Origin of the sequence: Vreelandella lionensis (genome assembly GCF_002087295.1) — a bacterium.
In the GTDB taxonomy this organism is placed as follows: domain Bacteria; phylum Pseudomonadota; class Gammaproteobacteria; order Pseudomonadales; family Halomonadaceae; genus Vreelandella; species Vreelandella lionensis.
The window spans coordinates 23,400-39,817 of the sequence record NZ_MWVI01000029.1; the positions used below are offsets into that span (position 1 = coordinate 23,400).

12 protein-coding genes, 2 tRNA genes and 5 pseudogenes are annotated in these 16,418 nt (G+C 57.3%); 3 read left to right on the forward strand and 16 right to left on the reverse strand.

Annotated features, from left to right (window positions below; genetic code table 11):
- Positions 1 to 50 precede the first annotated feature (50 nt).
- The 5 genes and pseudogenes from ccmE to ccmA form a co-directional block, all read right to left on the reverse strand.
- A pseudogene (ccmE, locus tag B4967_RS03645) lies at positions 51 to 561 on the reverse strand (cytochrome c maturation protein CcmE).
- Positions 551 to 805 (reverse strand): heme exporter protein CcmD, encoded by a 255-nt coding sequence (gene ccmD / locus B4967_RS03650; protein WP_044629993.1) that lies wholly within the window; start codon positions 803 to 805, stop codon positions 551 to 553. Before ccmD ends, ccmE begins: the two are co-directional and overlap by 11 nt.
- Positions 805 to 1,543: pseudogene (locus B4967_RS03655) on the reverse strand (heme ABC transporter permease). The gene ccmD and the pseudogene B4967_RS03655 overlap by 1 nt, the downstream one beginning before the upstream one ends.
- Before the next feature lie 14 nt (positions 1,544 to 1,557).
- Entirely contained in the window at positions 1,558 to 2,256 is a 699-nt protein-coding gene (ccmB, locus tag B4967_RS03660; RefSeq protein WP_083023698.1) for a heme exporter protein CcmB, read from the reverse strand.
- 49 nt (positions 2,257 to 2,305) lie between these two features.
- Positions 2,306 to 2,926: a cytochrome c biogenesis heme-transporting ATPase CcmA gene (ccmA, locus tag B4967_RS03665; protein ID WP_083023663.1), complete on the reverse strand. Its 621-nt coding sequence runs from the start codon at positions 2,924 to 2,926 to the stop codon at positions 2,306 to 2,308.
- Positions 2,927 to 3,330: 404 nt separating this feature from the next.
- Between ccmA and B4967_RS03670 the strand changes: the two genes are divergently transcribed.
- Both B4967_RS03670 and B4967_RS03675 read left to right on the forward strand, forming a co-directional pair.
- Positions 3,331 to 3,645 (forward strand): LexA family protein, encoded by a 315-nt coding sequence (locus B4967_RS03670; protein WP_083023665.1) that lies wholly within the window; start codon positions 3,331 to 3,333, stop codon positions 3,643 to 3,645.
- A 78-nt stretch (positions 3,646 to 3,723) separates the two neighbouring features.
- On the forward strand, positions 3,724 to 4,290 hold the full coding sequence (locus B4967_RS03675; protein WP_083023667.1) for an IMPACT family protein: 567 nt from the start codon (positions 3,724 to 3,726) through the stop codon (positions 4,288 to 4,290).
- Between the two features lie 75 nt (positions 4,291 to 4,365).
- Here B4967_RS03675 and B4967_RS03680 read toward each other — a convergent pair.
- From B4967_RS03680 to B4967_RS03690, 3 genes and pseudogenes are all read right to left on the reverse strand, one after another.
- Positions 4,366 to 5,690: pseudogene (locus B4967_RS03680) on the reverse strand (sodium ion-translocating decarboxylase subunit beta).
- A gap of 13 nt (positions 5,691 to 5,703) precedes the next feature.
- Positions 5,704 to 7,505 (reverse strand): annotated as a pseudogene (gene oadA / locus B4967_RS03685) (sodium-extruding oxaloacetate decarboxylase subunit alpha).
- Between the two features lie 92 nt (positions 7,506 to 7,597).
- A complete protein-coding gene (locus tag B4967_RS03690) occupies positions 7,598 to 7,855 on the reverse strand; it encodes an OadG family protein (protein ID WP_083023669.1) in 258 nt (85 codons plus the stop codon).
- Positions 7,856 to 7,982: 127 nt separating this feature from the next.
- Between B4967_RS03690 and B4967_RS03695 the strand changes: the two genes are divergently transcribed.
- Positions 7,983 to 8,987, forward strand: a complete 1,005-nt coding sequence (locus tag B4967_RS03695; RefSeq protein ID WP_243470310.1) for a tRNA dihydrouridine synthase — start codon at positions 7,983 to 7,985, stop codon at positions 8,985 to 8,987.
- A 240-nt stretch (positions 8,988 to 9,227) separates the two neighbouring features.
- Here the strand turns inward: B4967_RS03695 and B4967_RS03700 are convergent.
- From B4967_RS03700 to B4967_RS03735, 8 genes and pseudogenes are all read right to left on the reverse strand, one after another.
- Positions 9,228 to 9,304, reverse strand: a tRNA-Arg gene (locus B4967_RS03700).
- Positions 9,305 to 9,334: 30 nt separating this feature from the next.
- Positions 9,335 to 9,427, reverse strand: a tRNA-Ser gene (locus tag B4967_RS03705).
- Between the two features lie 125 nt (positions 9,428 to 9,552).
- Positions 9,553 to 9,741, reverse strand: coding sequence for a carbon storage regulator CsrA (gene csrA / locus B4967_RS03710; RefSeq protein WP_039180068.1), 189 nt, complete (start codon positions 9,739 to 9,741; stop codon positions 9,553 to 9,555).
- Positions 9,742 to 9,934: 193 nt separating this feature from the next.
- Positions 9,935 to 11,185, reverse strand: coding sequence for an aspartate kinase (locus B4967_RS03715; protein WP_083023670.1), 1,251 nt, complete (start codon positions 11,183 to 11,185; stop codon positions 9,935 to 9,937).
- A gap of 105 nt (positions 11,186 to 11,290) precedes the next feature.
- The gene (gene alaS, locus B4967_RS03720; RefSeq protein ID WP_083023672.1) at positions 11,291 to 13,900 is read right to left on the reverse strand and encodes an alanine--tRNA ligase; all 2,610 of its coding nucleotides are present in this window, start codon (positions 13,898 to 13,900) and stop codon (positions 11,291 to 11,293) included.
- Between the two features lie 224 nt (positions 13,901 to 14,124).
- A pseudogene (locus B4967_RS03725) lies at positions 14,125 to 14,586 on the reverse strand (regulatory protein RecX).
- A 38-nt stretch (positions 14,587 to 14,624) separates the two neighbouring features.
- Positions 14,625 to 15,686 (reverse strand): recombinase RecA, encoded by a 1,062-nt coding sequence (recA, locus tag B4967_RS03730; protein ID WP_243470311.1) that lies wholly within the window; start codon positions 15,684 to 15,686, stop codon positions 14,625 to 14,627.
- An 89-nt stretch (positions 15,687 to 15,775) separates the two neighbouring features.
- Positions 15,776 to 16,300, reverse strand: a complete 525-nt coding sequence (locus B4967_RS03735; protein ID WP_083023673.1) for a CinA family protein — start codon at positions 16,298 to 16,300, stop codon at positions 15,776 to 15,778.
- Positions 16,301 to 16,418 lie beyond the last annotated feature (118 nt).

Sequence of the window (16,418 nt, forward strand, 5' to 3'; positions counted from 1 at the left end):
GGGCGCTCCGAATTAGCATCAGGCCTTATCGCGTTGCCTGCGTTCAGCCATTAATTGCCGCTTCCTTCTGGGGAGCCTTCCTGCTCTAGGCGCTTGCCCACTTCGGCGGCTTTCGCTTGAAAGTCGGCCGGGGAGTAGCCTGCTTCTTCCAGTGCCTGGGCCACTTCAGGCGGCATGTAGTTTTCATCGTGGCGCGCCAGTACTTTATCGGCGTAGAGGCGGCCATCGGCCTGAAGCTCGCCAACCACCACCACGCCCTGCCCTTCACGGAACAGGTCCGGCAGAATACCGCTGTAGTAGACCTCTCGATCATCCACGTAGTCAGTTACCACGAACTCCACATCCAGGCTTTCCGGGTCGCGGGACACAGAGCCCTCTTTGACCATGCCACCCGCGCGAATTTGGCGCTCCATAGGGGCATCGCCTTGGGCAATTTGTACCGGGCTGGAAAAACAGATTGATATTGGCGCGCAGCGCATACAGGGTGAGCCCCACCGCAATGGCGGTGAGCGACAATAGCCCTAAGATAACAAACAGCTTCTGTTTACGTTTAGGCGTCATGGTGAACGTCCTTCTGAGCAGAGTTAACTGGCTCTTGCAGGGGCTGCGCGTGCGATGGCTGAGCGTTGCGCTGGGCATTTTCACGACGCGCCCGGCGCTTTACCACGTTGAGTAGCTGGCGGCGTTCCTGACGTGCGTGCCACACGATCACTAGCATCAACAGCGCAGTGACTCCCCAGGCAGCCCACACGTAAACCGCGTGACCGCCCATGGCAAAAAATTCGTTTAGCGACGAAAAGGCCATTAGTTCGTCTCCTCGGCAAGCTCACGCACCCAGCGCTTGTTGGCTTCTCGATGGAGAATTTCGCTGCGCGTGCGCATCAGCGTGAGGGCAATAAAAAAACTGTAAAAGCCCAATACCATGATGAGCAGCGGTGCCCACATGTCCATGGTCATGGCAGAGCGCCCTGTAATCGTGAAAGTGGCAGGCTGGTGAAGGGTATAACACCAATCGACAGAGTACTTGATGATGGGGATATTGATGACGCCGACCATGGCCAGCACCGACGCGGCACGAGCCGCTATCGCGGCTGCTAAACGCACCGCGCAAGGCAATCACACCCAGATAGAGAAACAGCAGAATAAGCATGGAGGTAAGCCGTGCATCCCACATCCACCAGGTTCCCCAGGTGGGCACGCCCCATACTGCGCCCGAAAAAAGCGCCACGAAGGTCATCGCGGCACCCAGCGGGGCCATCACGGTGGCGGCCATATCCGCCACTTTGATCTTCCAGACCATGAATACCAGCCCGGAGACCGCCATGGAGACAAAGATGGATTGGGCTAGGAATGCGGCGGGTACGTGGACATAAATGATGCGAAAACTATTGCCCTGTTGATAGTCCGCAGGCGCAAAGGCCAACCCCCAGACGGTGCCTACCAGCAGCAGCAGCGTCGCCGCCACCCAAAAAAGTGGCTGCAGCTTGGCGCTAATGGCATAGAACCACTTGGGTGATCTTAGTTTGTTGATAAAGGCCCACATGGTGTTCCCGTCCTCTAACCGTTAATGCTGATGCGCAGCGATGCCGCAATGGCCCAGGGAGCCAGCATCAGCGCCAGCGCTAACAGTGCGCCTAAAATCGCCAGATGCGCGGCAATGCCCTCGCCGAAAATAGCGGCTTGTACGGCACCTGCGCCGAAAATTAGTACTGGTATATAGAGCGGCAGCACCAGCAGCGAGAGCAGCACACCGCCACGGGCCAGCCCTACTGTTAGCGCCGCTCCGATCGCCCCAATTAAGCTCAAGCTGGCCGTACCGAGTGCCAACGACAGCGCTAGCACGGCGTAGCTTCCCGCTGGAAGCGACAGCATGATGCCCAGCAGCGGTGCCATCAGTGCCAGCGGCAGCCCCGTCAGCAACCAATGTACCGCCACTTTTGCCAACCCCAGCGCCGCCAGCGGCTGGGGTGCCAGTAATAGTTGCTCCAGGCTGCCATCGTCGTAGTCGCTGCGAAACAGGCTATCCAGCGAAAGCAGTGCCGCGAGCAGTGCGGCCACCCAAAAAAGCCCTGGCGCAATGCTTGCCAACAGCTCTGGATCCGGTGAAATACCGATGGGAAACAGGGTAATCACCAGCGCAAAGAACACCAGCGGATTGAGCACTTCGCCACGACGGCGCAGCATCAGGGTGAGGTCGCGTTTGAGGGTTGCCTTTATGGCCACCAGCAGACCGCCCTGGGGAGCATGCATAGCCATCTCTGGGGTGCTCAGTTGAGCGTGTGAACGTTGCAACGCTGTCTCCTTCTTACCCCAGCTGAATGCGCCTAAGCACAGGTGACTCGGTCAACGCGTGGTGGGTGGTGACCAGAACGCAGCCGCCAGACTGTGCATGCGCCACCAACTGTGCCTCTAGCGCCGCCACCCCTTGGCGATCGATTGCGGTGAAAGGCTCGTCGAGCACCCACAGCGCCCGCGGGGTCAGGGTCAGGCGTGCCAGCGCCACGCGCCGCTGCTGCCCGGCTGAAAGCTGGCCGGCAGGCACGTCTTCGAAGCCGGCGAGCCCAACGGCAGCCAACGCTGCCTCACGTGCAGGTTCGCTGCCCTTTTCCCCGCTAAGCGCCTGATACCAAGCTAGATTCTCCAGCGGTGACAGGCCTGCTTTCACGCCTGGGGCATGACCTAAATAGAGTAAATTTGCGAGAAAATGTTCACGGGCTTGGCGCATGGGTTCGCCATTCCAGTAAAGCTCGCCACGGTAATCGGTTAATTGCCCGGAGAGTATTTTCAGCAGCGTTGTCTTGCCGCTGCCGTTGGGGCCTTCAATGCGCACGATCTCACCGCTTTGGATATCGAGATCGAGCCCTTCAAACAGCCAACGGTCGTCACGTTCACAGGCCAATTGTCGGGCTTGCAGGCACAGGCTCAAAAGACACTCCAGGCACGTTGATTTTGGGTCGAACTCTACACGGAAAGGCCCTTTCTCGCCAGTCACGCTCTGCGGTCTTGGGTCGCAGCGTGATCCAGCTCAATGCTTGCTTAAGAAACACGCTGCAAAGACAAGCGAAAGACAGCACTAGCACTGTATGCAAAAACAGGTTTATACTGTAACCACTGTATGAATAGACACCATAGAATAAAACTACAGCTATCGACTCAATCAAACGCCTTGGCAACGGGCGCTGCATGGGAGAACACCCTATGACGATTTGCCTATCCCCTCAGGTAACGTCTCACGTACCTTCTTACGTACCCTCTCAGACGCTGTCTCAACCGATAACGCAACCTCCAGCACGGCAACGCTCAGCTTCCCAGCACACCCGCCAGGCATGCATGTCTCACACTATTACCCGACGCAACACCTATGCACTGCGCATACGCGGCGACCGCATGCGTGACTGCACTCTCTTCGAGGGTGACGTTATTATCATTCATCGCCCACCAGCCGACGCTCATCAAGAAACTGCCGTAGCAACGATTAACCAGCGGGAAGTGGCGCTGAAGCAGCTCTCTATCAGCCGTTTAGGCATTCATTTATGGCCCGAAGATGCAGCGATGCCCGAAGTCTTCCTGCATAATTGTGATATCCAGGTGCTGGGCATGGTGATGGGTGTGGCCCACCACGCAACGGAAACCCGGCACCATTAACGTTATCCACCCTGCCGGGAGTACTATTTCCGCTATCGAGTCCCTGATTTAGCCCCTGAGACATGGCACACCGCCGAGATTGACGTTGAAAAGAGTCAGTTCTTGGCCTGGGTGTGCCACGCTCCTACCACCGACGCCTTCGACGCGCTGCTTCAAGCGGCCAAAGCTGCTCACCCGAATGCCAGCCATCACTGCACTGCGTTTATCGCCGGACCTCCTGGAGAGCAAACGCATATTGGCTTTTCCGACGACGGCGAGCCCGGCGGAACCGCAGGCCGTCCGATGTTCCAGGCGTTGCAGGGCAGCCAGATTGGCGAAATTGGTTGCGTGGTGATTCGCTACTTTGGCGGCACCAAGTTAGGTACCGGAGGTTTGGCACGCGCTTATGCGCAGGCGGTCAATGCCGGGCTGGAAACGCTGCCCACCCAGGAAGTCGTCGAGCGGGATAGCTATTTATTAAAGGTCAGCTTCGCCCACGAAGCGCAAGCCCGCGCTTGGTGCGACGAGCAGGCACTGCCCGTGCAACAGGCGGCTTACGATGGCGATGGCGTGAGCTTAACCATTGGCTGGCCACGCGATGTCGAGCTGGATTTCCGCGGTCTGGAAAACCGCCTTAAAACAGCCATTGAGCTACAGCGAACATAAAAAAACGCGGCTTGCACGGGCGCTTGCTCGGTAGGCCGCGTTCTATAACGGCAGACGTGCTGTCTAACTAGCCGCTTAGCCCAGGTACTTGATCATTACCCCGGCAGCCACCGCCGAACCAATGACCCCAGCAACGTTCGGCCCCATGGCGTGCATCAGCAGGAAGTTATGCGGGTTCGCTTCCAGACCTACCCTTATCCGCCACACGCGCCGCCATCGGCACGGCAGACACACCCGCCGCGCCAATCAGCGGGTTGATGGGCATTTTGCTGACTAGGTTCATCAGCTTGGCCATCAATACGCCAGCGGCGGTGCCGATGCCGAAGGCTACGATCCCCAGTCCCAGAATACCCAGGGTTTCAAACGCCAGGAAGCTATCGGCCATCCGTTTCGAGCCCACAGAGAGCCCGAGGATGATCGTCACGATATTGATCAGCGCGTTTTGCGCGGTATCGGAAAGGCGCTCGACCACACCGCACTCGCGCATCAGGTTACCAAAGCAGAACATGCCTAGCAGAGGTGCCGCGTCCGGTAGAAACAGCGCCACGGCGATCAATAGCATCAGCGGGAAAACCACTTTTTCGAGCTTGGAGACCGGACGCAGCTGCGTCATGGTGATCTTGCGCTCTTTTTCGGTGGTCAGCAGACGCATAATTGGCGGCTGGATCAGCGGCACCAGCGCCATATAGGCATAGGCGGCCACGGCAATCGCCCCCAGCAGTCCCGGCGCGAGTACGCTGGACACATAGATAGAGGTCGGGCCATCCGCCCCGCCGATAATACCAATCGCCGCGGACTGGTTGAGCGAGAAGTCCATAATGCCCATGGACGTGAGCAGCACGGCGCCGAACAGCGTAGCGAAAATGCCGAACTGTGCCGCCGCGCCCAGGAACAGCGTGCGCGGGTTGGCCAGCAGCGGGCCGAAATCGGTCATTGCCCCAACGCCCATAAAGATCAGCAACGGTGCAATGCCTGAGCCAATGGCGACTTTATAGAAGTTGTAGAGCATGCCATCGCTGTAGCCGACACTCACCGCGATATCTTTCGCGGCTCGCAGTTGGTCCGGCGCAGCCGAATCATGGGCAATCGCTTTCAGCGTCTCGCGCCAACCCTCTACCCCAGTCAGCGGGTCAAGGGTAGCGCCCAACGCTGCAGCCATTTGCTGCAGCACGGGCGGGCTTGGCGACTTCAATCGCTTGATCCAGCGCTGAAATCGCCAAGCCTGCCTCAGGAATATTGGCAAGAATACCGCCAAACCCGATTGGCACCAGCAGCAGGGGCTCAAACTTCTTGTAGATCGCCAGGTAGAGCAACCCAAGCCCTACCAGGATCATAACCGCTTGGCCCAGCTCCAGGTTATAGAGCCCGGAGCCTTCCCATAAGGTGATTAATTTATCCATTCCCGAGTTGCCCTTAAAGCTCAATCAGTGCATCGCCAACGGCGACGCTATCGCCTTCGCTGACATTGACTTTCGATACCGTACCGGCACTGCTGGCACGCACTTCGGTTTCCATCTTCATGGCTTCCAGAATGATGACGACATCGCCTTCGGCCACTTGGTCGCCTGGGCGTACATTCACCTTGAAGATGTTACCGGCCAGCGGCGCATCGATGCTTTCACCGCTGGGCGCTGGGGCGGCGGCCTCAGGCTGTGCGGCGGGCTGCTCCTGAATATCGCCAATCTCGCCACCTTCCGACACCTCGACCACGTAAGCCTTGCCGTTGAGCTTCACGGTGTAGGTTTCCGGACCACCGGCAGGCGCAGGTGCTGCTGCGGGAGCCTCTGCCTTAGCTGGGGCGGCTGCCTGAGGCGCTTCGGGCGCAGGCTCAAAGGCGTCTTTATTGTCGCGGTTTTTGAGGAATTTCAGGCCAATCTGCGGGAACAGCGCATAGGTCAGCACGTCATCCACTTCCCGCTCGCCCTCGGCAAGGCGAATGCTATCGGCGCTGGCTTTCTCTTTCAGCTCGGCCGCGAGCTTGTCCATTTCTGGAGAGAGGTTATCTGCCGGGCGGCAAGTAATCGGCTCGCCGCCTTCCAGTACACGCTTTTGCAATTCGGCATTGAAGGGTGCCGGGGCAGAGCCGTATTCGCCCTTCAGCAGCGCCTGCACTTCTTTAGAGATCGACTTGTAGCGCTCGCCCATCATGACGTTCATGACCGCCTGAGTGCCCACAATCTGTGAGGTGGGCGTCACCAACGGAATAAAGCCGAGGTCTTCGCGTACGCGGGGGATTTCGCTCAGCACGTCATCCAGCTTGTCGCCAGCGCCCTGCTCTTTTAGCTGGCTCTCCATATTGGTGAGCATACCGCCTGGCACCTGAGCCACCAGAATGCGCGAATCAATGCCCCGCAGCGAGCCTTCAAAGGCGGCGTACTTTTTGCGCACTTCGCGGAAGTAGCCGGCGATATCTTCCAGCAACTCCAGGTCTAGCCCAGTGTCGCAGTCAGTGTCCTTGAGCATGGCAACCACGGATTCAGTCGGGCTATGGCCATAGGTCATCGACATGGAGGAGATCGCCGTATCGACGTTATCAATCCCGGCTTCGACCGCTTTCAGGATGGTCGACGTGGATAAGCCGGTCGTCGCATGGCAGTGCAAATGCACTGGAATGGAGAGCTCTTTTTTCAGCCGTGAGACCAAATCGTAAGCGGTATACGGCGTGAGTAGCCCCGCCATATCCTTGATAGCCAGAGAATCTGCGCCCATTGCAGCAATGGTTTTGGCAAGATCTACCCAGCTATCCAGGGTATGTACCGGGCTCACCGTGTAGGAAATGGTGCCCTGCGCATGGCCGCCGACTTGGCGAACCGCTTTGATGGCGCGTTCCAGGTTGCGCGGGTCGTTCATGGCATCAAACACGCGGAACACGTCAACGCCGTTGGTTTTAGCGCGCTCGACGAATTTATCAACTACGTCATCGGCGTAGTGGCGGTAACCCAGCAGGGTTTGGCCGCGCAGCAGCATTGCCTGAGGTGTGTTCGGCATCGCCTCTTTAAGGGCCGAATACGCTCCCACGGGTCCTCTCCTAAATAACGGATACCCGCATCGAAAGTGGCACCGCCCCAGGTTTCCAGAGACCAGTAGCCGACTTTATCCAGCTTTTCGGCGATGGGCAGCATGTCATCCAAGCGCAGGCGCGTAGCAAACAGCGATTGGTGCGCATCGCGCAGGACAACATCAGTGATTCCCAGAGGACGTTTTGTTTCATTCATGGTCGTGGCTCACAGTTTAGCGTTATGGATTTGTAGTAAATTTAACAAAAAAATAGCCATCAGGGCGAAATAGACACACAAAAGCGTGCGTCTTACGGACGGCGGGACGAGCGGTAACGATGCACTGCAGCACTGATCACCGCGGCAACTTCGTCATTTTGGCCGTTACTGGCGGGTGTTTTGTCACTATTTCGACCCGCTGGCGCTGCCACTGGAGCAGGCTGAAAGCGGTCAATCAACTTCGACATCAGCGTAACGCTAATGACCAAAATAGTAAGAAAAACAAAAACAAAGCCCATACCAAGGCCCATTAGAGCGTGCCCCTCTTGGAGTAACGCCGACCCCTGCATAGCGTGCTCTCCTTGTTTTATAGGGTTATTGGCACGCCAAACGCCTCTAACGGCGCTTGGCGCAATAAGGGTAATACACTAACCTGCCACATTCAGGATAGAATGCAATCGCGCCATAGTGGAAGTCATGGTTGTTAATTTACTACATAAAGGCAAGATCGGTCTTGCACCGATGGAAGGCGTTATCGATGCGCTCACCCGCGATCTACTGACTCGTCAGGCCGGTTTCGACTGGACGGTGACGGAGTTTGTCAGGGTAGTGGATACCCGCCTTCCCCCACGGGTGTTTTACAAACACTGCCCCGAACTCACCGAGCGCCCGGTAGCGACGCCTAGCGGCGTACCCGTCCATCTGCAGCTCCTCGGCTCCGACCCTAGGGCACTAGCCGAAAATGCCCGCCAGGCGCTAGCCCTTGGGGCCATTAGCGGGGATCTCAACTTTGGCTGCCCAGCCAAGCTGGTGAACCGCCACGACGGCGGCGCATCGCTACTGCGCCAGCCAGACCGCGTCTACCAGGCCGTCAAAGCGGTCGCAGAGGCGCTAGACGGCGAAATTCCGGTGACCGCGAAGATTCGCCTGGGATTTGCCAATCGCCGCTTGGCGGTGGCCTGTGCGCAGGCGACGGAAGCAGGCGGCGCAGCGCGCTTGGTCGTACATGGCCGGACACGGGACGAAGGGTATCGCCCACCCGCTCACTGGGAGTGGATTGGCAAAGTGCGCCACCACGTCTCGATCCCCGTGGTGGCCAATGGCGATATCTGGACGCTTGAGGACTACTGGAAGGCACGCACGCTCTCCGGCTGCTGCGATGTAATGCTCGGGCGCAGCGCGCTGGCTGACCCCTGGCTGGCACCTCGGATTCGCCACTGGCAACAAACCGGCGAACGTTTGGCGGAAACCACTTGGGAAATGCGCGCCAGCGTACTGCAAGAGTACGCCGCGCTCCAGCGTCAACACCTTCCTGACCGCGTGGTCGTGTCGCTGGTGAAGCAGTGGCTTGCCCAGATGCGTCAAGGCAACGCTGAAGCCGACCAGCACTTTCAGCGCCTGAAGCGCCTGACCGACTTGGACGCACTTCTCGGCAGCCTTACCCCTAGCGCAAGCGCCCTCGCTGCCTGCGAACCCGCCTAAGCCGGGCGAAGCGCCTGAACCAACCGCCGTTGAACCTGCTGAGTCAAAGCGCCTATCGAGGCGCTTTTTTTCGACCCATACGCGGGTTCGACCCACCTCATTTCCTACGAGCCAAAAAAAAAGCGCCCTTCCGCAAAGTTGCGGGGGCGCTTTACACGATCGCAAGACTAACGCGCGAGCCACGTTAGTCAGGCTAGAAAACAGAAAACCCGCTCTTTAATGAGAGCGGGTTTTGGAATCTGGCGCGCCCGGGAGGATTCGAACCTCCGACCACCTGATTCGTAGTCAGGTACTCTATCCAGCTGAGCTACGGGCGCGTATCAAATTACGATGTTACATCATGCAGTTGGCGGAGAGAGAGGGATTCGAACCCTCGATAGGGCTATAAACCCTATACTCCCTTAGCAGGGGAGCGCCTTCAGCCACTCGGCCACCTCTCCTCAACGGCACGGCGCGAATATTACCGATTTTGATGACTGGTGTCCAGCCTTATTCCGATTTTTTTCGCGCCGGCCTAAAATCACCGCTTAAACGCCCTTTAATGAGCCGTAACACGGGCGGCCATTTATTCTGCTTCGCTTTCACTATTACGTTCACGCTGAATGCGCTGATAGATCTCTTCACGGTGAACCGCGACATCTTTTGGTGCGTTCACACCAATGCGCACTTGATTACCTTTCACACCTAATACTGTGACGGTGATTTCATCACCGATCATCAGCGTTTCGCCAACGCGGCGGGTTAGGATGAGCATGGCTGATCTCCTTCTCAGACGTTTTTATACAACGGGATGTGTCCGCCAGCGGCGTCACCATGCCATTATGCGGCATGGTGACGCCTGCCACCAAAGGCTTTGGCCCCTATGACACCTTACCCTCCCGTTGAAAGAAAGCTCACCACCACACGGCAGCGCGTAACTTCAGCGTAGAAGGTTTAGGCCACAATTGTTATTCAGATTCGATATCGGACTTATCGAGACCAAACGCTTTGTGTAAGGCGTTAACTGCAAGTTCCATATGTTTTTCGTCAATTACGACAGAAATTTTAATTTCTGAAGTAGAGACCATACGGATATTAACGTTTTCATCGGCCAATACGCGGAACATTTTAGAGGCAACACCCGCATGAGAGCGCATGCCAACGCCGACCAGCGACACTTTGGGAATGTTGTCATCGCCGCGCAGCTCACCGCCGCCCAGGTCAGGAATAACGGTCTCTTCTAGCAGCTTTTTGGTGGCTTTATAGTCACCTTTTGCCACGGTGAAGGTGAAGTCGGTGCAATCGCCAGCTGGTGCAACGTTCTGGACGATCATATCCACTTCAATATTCGCGTCGGCAATCGGTCCCAAAATACGTGAAGCCACACCAGGTACATCCGGCGTGTTCAGCAGGGTTAGTTTGGCTTCGTTTTTGGTAAACGCGATACCGGAGATTAGCGGTTCTTCCATAGAATCCTCGTCTTGGTCTGAATCTGCAACAATCAGGGTGCCAGGGCCGTCTTCAAAGCTAGACAGTACCCGCAGCGGCACGTTGTATTTACCGGCGAATTCAACAGCGCGAATTTGCAGCACTTTGGAGCCCAAACTAGCGAGTTCGAGCATTTCTTCTACGGTGATGCTTTCAAGGCGCTGCGCTTTGGAACATACACGGGGGTCCGTGGTGTAAACACCGTCTACGTCGGTATAGATTTGGCACTCATCAGCACCCAAGGCGGCAGCAAGCGCCACGCCGGTAGTATCAGAGCCGCCACGCCCCAGCGTGGTGATATTGCCGTCTTCGTCTACGCCTTGGAAACCAGCGACCACCACGACCTTCCCTGCATCCAGGTCAGATTTGAGATCGTCAGTTTCAATACGCTGAATACGCGCTTTGGTGTAGGCGCTGTCGGTATGAATCCCTACCTGGGCACCCGTGTGCGAGGTCGCCGACACGCCAATTTGCTGTAGCGCCATGGCCAGTAGGGAAATGGTCACCTGCTCCCCTGTCGAGAGCAGCATATCCATTTCACGCGGGGCGGGGTCCTCGTTCAGAGCGTGGGCCATTTCGGTCAGGCGGTTGGTCTCGCCGCTCATCGCGGAGACAACAACCACTACCTGATGGCCCTGGTCGCGAAAGCCTTTAACTTTTTCCGCCACGGCCTTGATACGGTCGACAGAGCCCACCGAAGTGCCGCCGAACTTCTGTACGTATAGTGCCATATGCCGTTTTTCCTTTACGTTCGGGAATGGAAGGTGAATATTGTTATTGCTAATTTCCTAACTAGCAAAAAGGCCGGTAGCAAATAATGCCACCGGCCTCTCTATTTAGCGAAGTGTGTTTTCCAACCAAGCCGGGACACTGTTCAACGCATCCGGCAGCGCATCGGGCTGACTGCCGCCTGCTTGAGCCATATCAGGGCGCCCTCCCCCTTTGCCACCCACTCGGGATGCCACATGATTAACCAGCGCACCCGCTTTAACACGGCCAGTTAAATCAGAAGTGACCCCAGCAATCAGGCTGACTTTACCAGCGGCCTTGTCGGCAGTGGCTAGCATAATCACGCCAGAGCCTAGCTTGTTTTTCAGCTGATCCAATACGCCGCGCAGATCTTTACCAGACACGCCATCCAACTCAGTTACCAGCAGCTCCACGCCGCCCACTTCCTGCACTTGGCTGAGCATATCGCTACCCGCTGCACTGGCGAGTTTCGCTTTGAGCTGCTCTAACTCTTTCTCCAGACTGCGGTTGCGCTCCACAAGCGATTCGACACGCGCTTCCACTTGCTCTCGCTTGGTTTGTAAGCGTTCGCCAATCCGCTGAACGCGGGCTTCTTGCTCACGGAAATACGCCAGTGCGTTTTCGCCGGTGATAGCTTCAATACGACGCACACCCGAGGCAATACCTACTTCGCTGACCACGTGGCAGCAGCCAATGTCGCCACTGCGGCTAACATGCGTACCGCCACACAGCTCGATCGAGAAGTCATCGTCACCAATGGTCAGCACGCGCACGTTATCCGCGTATTTCGCTTCAAACAGCGCTGCCGCGCCTTTGGCCTTAGCGTCCGCTAGGCTCATTTGCTCGATTTTAGTCGGTGCGTTGGCCAAAATCTGCTCATTGACGATGCGCTCTACTTCAGCAAGCTGCTCAGCGGTCATGGGTTCAAAGTGGCTGAAGTCAAAGCGCAGACGCTCAGCGTTAACCAGCGAGCCTTTCTGCTGCACGTGGTCACCCAGCACCATACGCAGCGCTTTATGCAGCAGGTGGGTCGCTGAGTGATTACGAATGGTCGCGCCGCGTAGGCTGGCATCGACTTCGCCGCGCACGTTGGCACCTACGTTCAACGCGCCCTCGACCATCACGCCTTGGTGAAGGCGGTGGCCGCTCTGCTTCTGAGTATCGGAGACCTGGAAGCGGCCGCCATCATCGTGCAGGTAACCGGTATCACCGACCTGGCCACCGGACTCTCCGTAGAACGGCGTACGGTCCAGTACCACTGTGCCCTTCTGGCCAGCTTCCAGCGCCGCCAGCGCGTTGCCCTCGCTATCCACAATCGCAGTGACGGTGGCTTGGTCTTCCAGCAACTCATAGCCGGTAAACTGGGTTTCGCCATCCAGCTCAATCGATGCGGTGTAATCAGCACCAAACTGGCTGGCCGCTCGTGCACGCTCGCGTTGGGCCTCCAATTCACGCTGGAAACCTGCTTCATCCAGCGTCACTTCACGCTCGCGACAAACGTCTGCTGTTAAATCAAATGGAAAGCCGTAGGTATCGTACAGCTTGCACACAGTTTCACCGGGCAGCACGTCGCCCTGAAGCTCTTCCAGAGCGGCGTTGAGCAGGCCCATACCGTGATCTAGCGTACGCGCGAACTGCTCTTCCTCTTTCAACAGCACGCGGGCGATCTGCTCGCTGGCATCGCGCAGATCAGGGTAGGCATCGCCCATCTCAGCGTCGAGCGCGGAGACCAGTTTGTGGAAGAACGGCTCGGATGCGCCCAGCTTGCGGCCGTGGCGAATAGCGCGACGAATAATCCGACGCAGCACGTGGCCGCGGCCTTCATTGGAGGGCAGTACGCCGTCGGCAATTAAGAATGCACAGGAGCGCATATGGTCGGCGATGACGCGCAGCGACGGCGTGGAGGTATCGCTGTGTCCCGTGGCTTCTGCTGCCGCCTTAAGAAGATTCTGGAACAGATCAATTTCGTAGTTGGAGTGCACGCCCTGCATCACCGCCGCCACGCGCTCTAGGCCCATACCGGTATCGATAGAGGGCTTGGGTAGCGGGTTGAGCGTGCCTTGGGCATCGCGCTCAAACTGCATGAAAACGAGGTTCCAGATTTCGATGTAGCGGTCGCCATCCTCTTCCGGGCTTCCGGGCGGGCCACCCCATACCTCAGGGCCATGATCAAAGAAGATCTCAGAGCTGGGACCACAGGGGCCGGTGTCGCCCATTTGCCAGAAGTTATCTTCATCCAGCTTGGAGAAGCGCTCCGGGTCAATACCGATCTCATCTTTCCAGATGCGTTCGGCTTCATCGTCGCTGATATGCACCGTGATCCACAGTTTCTCTTTAGGCAGGCCCAGCGTTTCAGTCAGGAAGGTCCAGGCGAAGCGGATGGCGTCACGCTTGAAATAGTCGCCAAAGCTGAAGTTGCCCAGCATTTCGAAGAAGGTGTGGTGGCGAGCGGTGTAGCCACCATTATCTAAGTCGTTATGCTTACCGCCTGCACGTACGCAGCGCTGAGCAGAGGTAGCGCGAACGTAGGGGCGCGGGTCGCGGCCAAGGAACACATCTTTAAAGGGCACCATGCCCGCATTGGTAAACAGCAGCGTCGGGTCGTTACCCGGCACCAGCGAGCTAGACGGCACCACCGTGTGCCCATGCTCTTCAAAAAACGTTAAAAAGGCCTGTCTGATCTCTGCGCTTTTCATAGGGTATCCGTAACAAGAAAGCCTGATGCCCCAGGGCGCTGTCGCCGCCACCCGCTGGGGTCGCAAAGGGACCATTATAACGCAGTTGTCAAACGACTAAAGCCGCAGTTAGTGGCAAAACCAAAACAGACGGCCCAAACAGAGAAGAAATAAACAGTAGGGAAGCCGCTGTAAGCTAGGGCAGTAACAGCCCTGAGCGGGGCTATAGACAGCCCTGAGCGGGGCTACAAACAGGAAAGCGCATAGCGAATTTGCTCAAAATCAAACCCACGCGCTGCTAAAAAACGCTCGCGCTTGGCACGCTCTTTGGGGGAATCACCCGGAGTGGAAAAACGCCTTTCCAGCGTTTCTCGAGCAAGCTCAAACCAGTCTACCGCTTCACGCTCTTATACTGCTGCCAGCGCGGCGGCCTGAGTTTCCTGGTCAACCCCGCGTTGGCGAAGCTCGCCTTTAATGCGAATTACGCCCTGCCCTCTGGAAATACGCGAGCGTATAAAGCTCTCGGCAAATCGTGCATCGGACTGCAGCGACTGCTCGGCCAGGGCATCTAGGCAAGCAGAGATTTCATCGGCATCAAAAGTTTTTTGCTGTAACTTACGCGCCAGCTCGGCGCGAGAATACTCGCGCCGAGCCAGTAGTTGAATCGCCACTTCACGTGCAGAAGCATCCACACTAGAGGAAAACATTGAGTTTCCCTCTTAGCACATGCAATGGAGGTAGCGGCTTAAAGCAGATCATCATCGCTATCTGTAGCCACATCAGCGGCAGGCGCTTCTTCCTTCTTCGGCTCCGCCTTGGCCAGTAGCTGATCACGAATCTGGGTTTCGATCTCGTTCATGATTTCAGGATGCTCTTCCAGGTACTGCGCCGCATTGGCTTTACCCTGGCCGATCTTGTTGCCTTTATAGCTGTACCAAGCGCCTGCTTTGTCCACTAGGCTGCACTGCACGCCAAGATCGATAACCCTCACCCGCGTGGTAGATACCTTTGCCATACAGGATTTGAAACTCAGCCTGACGGAACGGCGGTGCCACCTTGTTTTTGACGACTTTAACGCGGGTTCGTTGCCGGTGACTTCGTCGCCTGACTTCACGGAGCCGGTGCGGCGAATATCCAAACGCACACTAGCATAAAACTTCAGCGCGTTACCGCCAGTGGTGGTTTCGGGGCTGCCGAACATCACGCCAATCTTCATACGAATCTGGTTGATGAAGACCACCAAGCAGTTGGCGTTTTTGATGTTACCGGTGATTTTACGCAGCGCCTGGGACATCAAGCGCGCCTGCAGGCCCACGTGGGAGTCGCCCATTTCGCCTTCGATTTCCGCACTCAGAGTCAGTGCAGCCACGGAGTCGATGATAATCACATCCACACCGCCGGAGCGGACCAGCATATCGGTGATTTCCCGCGCCTGTTCACCGGTGTCCGGCTGGGAAACCAGCAGGTCGTCCAGGTTGACGCCCAGCTTCTCAGCGTAGCTGGGGTCGAGCGCGTGCTCGGCATCGACGAAAGCACACACTTTGCCCTGCTTTTGCGCTTGAGCAATGACCGAAAGCGTCAGGGTGGTTTGACCCGATGACTCTGGGCCAAAGATTTCGACGACACGACCAAACGGTAAACCACCAATGCCGAGTGCAATATCCAGCCCCAGCGAACCGGTGGAGACAGACGGCATCACGACGCGTGGCGCATCGCCAAGGCGCATAACGGTCCCTTTACCAAACTGGCGATCAATCTGGCTGAGTGCAGCATTAAGCGCTTTTGTGCGGTTGTCTTCCTGAGCCATGCGGAAATTCCTCATAACAAGCTGTATAATTAGCCAGTAGTATGCCAAAGATTAGCGGCTAAACAAATCCTCAGCGGCAACTTTAACGATTATTTCTTCTGTGCCTGGGCGCCCGCCCGCGCCACCAAACCCGCCAGCGCTTCGCGCACCGCCTGCTCCCGCACCGCTTGGCGGTCGCCGGGGAAGTGGAAGCACTCTGCCTGCTGCTGTCCAGCACTGCCCCAGGCAATCCATACGGTACCTACCGGTTTTTCGTCGCTACCGCCCTCCGGGCCTGCCACACCGCTCACCGCAACAGCTAAATCAGCCCCGCTTTCACGGCAGGCTCCCGCCACCATCGCCTTCACCACGGCCTCGCTAACGGCTCCATGGGCTCCAAGCGTGGCAGGCTCCACACCCAGCAGGCGGGTTTTCGCGGCGTTTGAGTAGGTCACATAGCCCGCCGTAAAGTACGCCGAACTGCCTGCCGCCGAGGTAATCGCACTGGCAATGCCTCCTCCGGTGCAAGACTCTGCGGCGGTCACTTCAACGCCAAGCTGAAGGCAAAGCCGCCCCAGCCGCTGGGCAAGCAGCGATAAATCGAGGTTCTTGAGGCTGGAAACGCTGGGGGGCATGGTGACTCCTTCATGTAAGACCTTAGGGTAGCGTAGAATACTGCGTTTAGCTTTCTCAACGAAATTGCTCAACGAACATGCCGCAGGCCAACCGCTTGCGCCACGCTCAATCAGGACG

Coding starts and splice junctions, on each gene's coding strand:
- alaS (WP_083023672.1), bottom strand. CDS start 13,900: ATGAAAAGCGCAGAGATCAGACAGGCCTTTTTAACGTTTTTTGAAGAG.
- B4967_RS03695 (WP_243470310.1), top strand. CDS start 7,983: ATGGTTGTTAATTTACTACATAAAGGCAAGATCGGTCTTGCACCGATG.
- B4967_RS03670 (WP_083023665.1), top strand. CDS start 3,331: ATGTCTCACACTATTACCCGACGCAACACCTATGCACTGCGCATACGC.
- recA (WP_243470311.1), bottom strand. CDS start 15,686: ATGGCTCAGGAAGACAACCGCACAAAAGCGCTTAATGCTGCACTCAGC.
- B4967_RS03735 (WP_083023673.1), bottom strand. CDS start 16,300: ATGCCCCCCAGCGTTTCCAGCCTCAAGAACCTCGATTTATCGCTGCTT.
- csrA (WP_039180068.1), bottom strand. CDS start 9,741: ATGCTCATCCTAACCCGCCGCGTTGGCGAAACGCTGATGATCGGTGAT.
- B4967_RS03690 (WP_083023669.1), bottom strand. CDS start 7,855: ATGCAGGGGTCGGCGTTACTCCAAGAGGGGCACGCTCTAATGGGCCTT.
- ccmD (WP_044629993.1), bottom strand. CDS start 805: ATGGCCTTTTCGTCGCTAAACGAATTTTTTGCCATGGGCGGTCACGCG.
- B4967_RS03715 (WP_083023670.1), bottom strand. CDS start 11,185: ATGGCACTATACGTACAGAAGTTCGGCGGCACTTCGGTGGGCTCTGTC.
- ccmB (WP_083023698.1), bottom strand. CDS start 2,256: ATGGCTATGCATGCTCCCCAGGGCGGTCTGCTGGTGGCCATAAAGGCA.